Source organism: Streptomyces sp. NPDC058401, assembly GCF_042722885.1.
Classification (GTDB): Bacteria; Actinomycetota; Actinomycetes; order Streptomycetales; family Streptomycetaceae; genus Streptomyces.
The window spans coordinates 1-3742 of sequence record NZ_JBHXKA010000050.1 but is presented as its reverse complement, the minus strand read 5'-3'; the positions used below and the strand labels follow the sequence as shown (position 1 = coordinate 3742).

The 3742-nt window shown below is 73.8% G+C and carries 3 protein-coding genes; 1 reads left to right on the top strand and 2 read right to left on the bottom strand.

Annotated features, from left to right (window positions below):
* Positions 1-1732 (bottom strand): AMP-binding protein (locus ACFWNV_RS19815; RefSeq protein ID WP_383948420.1); only part of this gene is annotated, 1732 nt, incomplete at its 3' end.
* Positions 1733-1869: 137 nt separating this feature from the next.
* Complete coding sequence (locus tag ACFWNV_RS19810; RefSeq protein WP_383948417.1) at positions 1870-2409, bottom strand: ATP-binding protein; 540 nt, start codon at positions 2407-2409, stop codon at positions 1870-1872.
* Positions 2410-2731: 322 nt separating this feature from the next.
* On the opposite strand from ACFWNV_RS19810, the gene ACFWNV_RS19805 reads away from it, so the two are divergent.
* Complete coding sequence (locus tag ACFWNV_RS19805) at positions 2732-3691, top strand: alpha/beta hydrolase fold domain-containing protein (RefSeq protein WP_383948414.1); 960 nt, start codon at positions 2732-2734, stop codon at positions 3689-3691.
* The last annotated feature ends 51 nt before the right edge of the window (positions 3692-3742 follow it).

Genomic DNA, 3742 nt, shown 5'->3' with positions numbered 1-3742 from the left:
TAACGACTCGTGGGCTCGGACATCTGTAGACGACCCAGGCTCGGGGGCGTGCCGGCCGGCCTTCGTGAGGACCTCGCGGACCTCGGCCGGAGCCGCGGGCACGGAGCTCGCCGCGCCGGAGCTTGCCGGTCTCCGTACGGGGGAGCTCGGTGACGAACTCCACCGCACGCGGGTACTTGAAGGGGGCGATGGCCGCCTTGACGTGCTCCTGGAGCGCGCGGACGGTCTCCGGGGCGGCCGGTACGCCCGCGCGCAGGACCACGTACGCCTTGACGAGCATGCCGCGCCGTTCGTCGGGGACCCCGACGACACCGCAGTCCGCCACGTAGGGGTGGTCGGCGAGCGCCTTCTCGACCTCGGGACCCGCGATGTTGTAGCCCGAGGAGACGATCATGTCGTCGCTGCGGGCCACGTACCAGAAGTAGCCCTCGGCATCGCGGACGTAGGTGTCGCCCGTGATGTTCCAGCCGCCGCGGACGTACGTGGACTGGCGCGGGTCGTCCAGGTAGCGGCAGCCGGTGGGACCGGTGACCGCCAGCAGGCCGGGCTGCCCGTCGGGAACGGGCACCCCGTCCGCGTCCACCACCGCGGCGCGGTAACCCGGGACGGGCCGGCCCGTGGAGCCGGGGCGGATGTCCTCGTCGGCCGCGGAGATGAACACGTGCAGCATCTCGGTGGCGCCGATGCCGTCGATGATGCGCAGCCCGGTGGCGGCGCGGAACTCCTCCCACACGGCCGCGGGCAGCGGTTCGCCCGCCGAGACGCAGCGGCGCAGTCCGGCCAGCCGGTCGGCCGCGCCCGCGGCCAGGATCGCGCGGTAGGCGGTGGGCGCGGTGAACAGGACGGTCACCCCGTGCTCGGCGACGAGGTCGGCCAGCTGCCGCGGCGTCGCCGTCTCGACGAGCAGGGTGGCGGCCCCGACGCGCAGCGGGAAGACCACCAGCCCGCCGAGGCCGAAGGTGAAGGCGAGCGGCGGGGTTCCGGTGAACACGTCGTCGGGCCGCGGCCGCAGGACGTGCCGGGAGAAGGTGTCCGCGTTGGCGAGCACGTCCCGGTGGAAGTGCAGGGTCGCCTTGGGGCGCCCGGTGGTGCCGGAGGTGAAGGCGATCAGGGCCACGTCGTCCGCGGCGGTGTCCACGGTGGTGAAGACCCCGGCCTTGGCCGAGCAGCGGACGGTGAGGTCGTCCTCGCCGGGGCCGCCGTACGCGACCACCCGCGGGGCGGTGTACGCGGCGGAGCCGTCGGGGCGGGCCGCGGCGGCCGCGGCTCCTTCGAGTTCCCCGAGGTAGCGGTCGTCGCACAGGGCGACGGCGGGGCGGCTGATCTCGCACAGGGCGGCGAGCTCGGCGGCGCGCAGCAGCGGCACCGTGGTGACGGCCACACCGCCGGCCTTGAGCACACCGAACCAGGCGGCGACGAGCCAGGGGTTGTTCGGACCGCGCAGGAGCACGCGGTTTCCGGGGAGCAGGCTCAGGTCCTCGGTGAGCACCTGGGCGACCTGGTTGGCACGGTGGAGCAGGTCCCCGTACGTCCAGCGCTCTTCGGTGGTCAGGAGACAGGGGCGGTCGGGTCCCCAGCGCTCGACGGCTTCGTCGAGGAGGCTGTGGGCGCAGTTGAGCCGGTCCGGGTAGTCCAACTCCGGTAGATCGAAGTGGAGTTCGGGCCAGAGGTCGAACGGCGGGAGCCGGTCGCGGCAGAAGGTGTCGGCGTGCGCCGAAGGGGAGAGCTCCATGGGGCGGCACCTCAATCAGGGAGCAGCAGGGGAGATGGGGCAAGTATCTCGATAAATTGGCGGCCGTCAATTCCTCGCCATATTTCTGTGAGGTGGATCGCTTCCCCGACGCCCCCGCGGGACCCCCGGTCCGCGGGTCAGGCCACCGGGACGCGCACGCGCACGGACTTGCCGAACTCATCGGCCCGGACGCTGAGTCGGCCACCCGCCTCGGCGGCCATCAGGTGCACGATCAGCAGGCCGCGGCCGTGCTCGGCGTCCTGGTCCGGCTCGTCCCGCGGGTGCGGCAGCCGGGGCAGCGAGGGGGCGCCGTCGGCGACCTCCAGCAAGAGCCATCCCCCGCGCAGGGAGATCCCGACGCGCAGGCGGCCGGCGCCGGCGGCGTGCAGGACGACGTTCCCGACCAGCTCGCTCACGGCCAGCAGGAGGAGGTCCGCGATCTCGGCGGCGACCGCCCAGCCGTCGAGCACCGAGCGGACGCGGGAGCGGATCAGGGGGACGGTCGCCGGGGTGGGCTCCGCGGCCCAGCGTCCGAAGCCGCGGACCCGGGCGGCGGGGGCCGGGGCGGATGGGCTCTCCGGGGCGGCCGGGCGTTCCGGGCCGGCGGTGGGCTGGACGGCGGGCCGGGCGGGGGGTCGGGTGGAGGGCCGGATGGAGGAGGGTGTGGGCGTGAGCATGGCGTGCTCCCGGAGGGGAAGGCGACGACATTCGCGCGGTGGCTCGTGTAACTGCCGGGGAACTGGGACTGCCCGTGCTCTTGTGGTCTGCGGAAACGCGTCGCTAGAGTCGTGATTACACGTGTAACACGCTAGGTCTCCTCCCCGGCTCGCGCAAGCATTTCGGACATACGTTACGAAGCCTTGTCCGTACGGCCCGCGCGACAGGGGCGGGACCCGCAGACCTGCAGACCTGCAGGTCAGCAGACCCGCAGACCCGCAGACCCGCAGACCGCACCTGGACCCGTCGGCCCCCCGGGCCGATCAGATGGGAAGAGCCGCAATGACGCAATCGCCCCCCGCCGCGCTCGATGCGGCGGACATGACCTGGCCGCCCCCGCCGTTCCGGACCCCCGTGTCCGCCGTCGTGGACGCGGACGGGGTCCGCCGCTTCGAGGGGATCACCTACGCGACCTCGCCCGGCTACCGCCCCCGGCTGCTGGACGTCCACGTGCCCGCGGGTGACGGGCCCTTCCCGGCGGTGGTCTGGATCCACGGCGGCGGCTGGCTCGACGGCGACCGGCGCTACCCGCCGCCGACCGTGCCCGTCGAGCTGCTGCACGGGTCGGTACGGGCGGCGGGGCTGGCCCTCGTCTCGATCGACTACCGGCACAGCCTGGAGGCCCCCTTCCCGGCCCAGCTGCACGACGTGAAGGCCGCGATCCGCTACGTCCGGCGGTTCGCCTCCGTACTCGGCGTCGACCCGGACCGGATCGGCGTCTGGGGCGAGTCCGCCGGCGGCCACCTGGCGGCCCTCGCCGGAGTCGTCGGCGCGGACACCCCGGACGCCGAGGCGCTGGAGGGAACGCACGGAGTGGGCGCCGGCGACACCGCCGTACGTGCCGTGGTCGACTGGTACGGGGTCTCCGACCTGGTCACCCTCTCCGAGCACCCCATGCCGGCCTTCCCGCCGCTGCCCGGCGGAGTCGAGTTCCCCGACCCGTACGAAGCCCTGCTCGGCGCGTCCGTCGCCGACAGCCCGGAGCTGGCGCGGGCCGCCAGCCCGGTCACGTACGCGGTCGAGGGCTCCGACCCGCCGCCGTTCCTGCTGATCCACGGCACCCTGGACGGACTGGTTCCGTACAGCCAGAGCGAGGAGCTCGCCGCCGCCCTGGAGAAGGCCGGGGGCGAGGTCGTGCTGACCCCGGTGGAAGGCGCCGACCACATCTTCCTCGGCTCCCCCGACATGGGGCGCATCGTCGCCGACAGCGTGGCCTTCCTCGCCCGTCACCTGGGCGCCTGAGGTCCCGTAGTCGGCTGAAGGACGGCACCGGCGGCGGGCGTTCCCCTACGG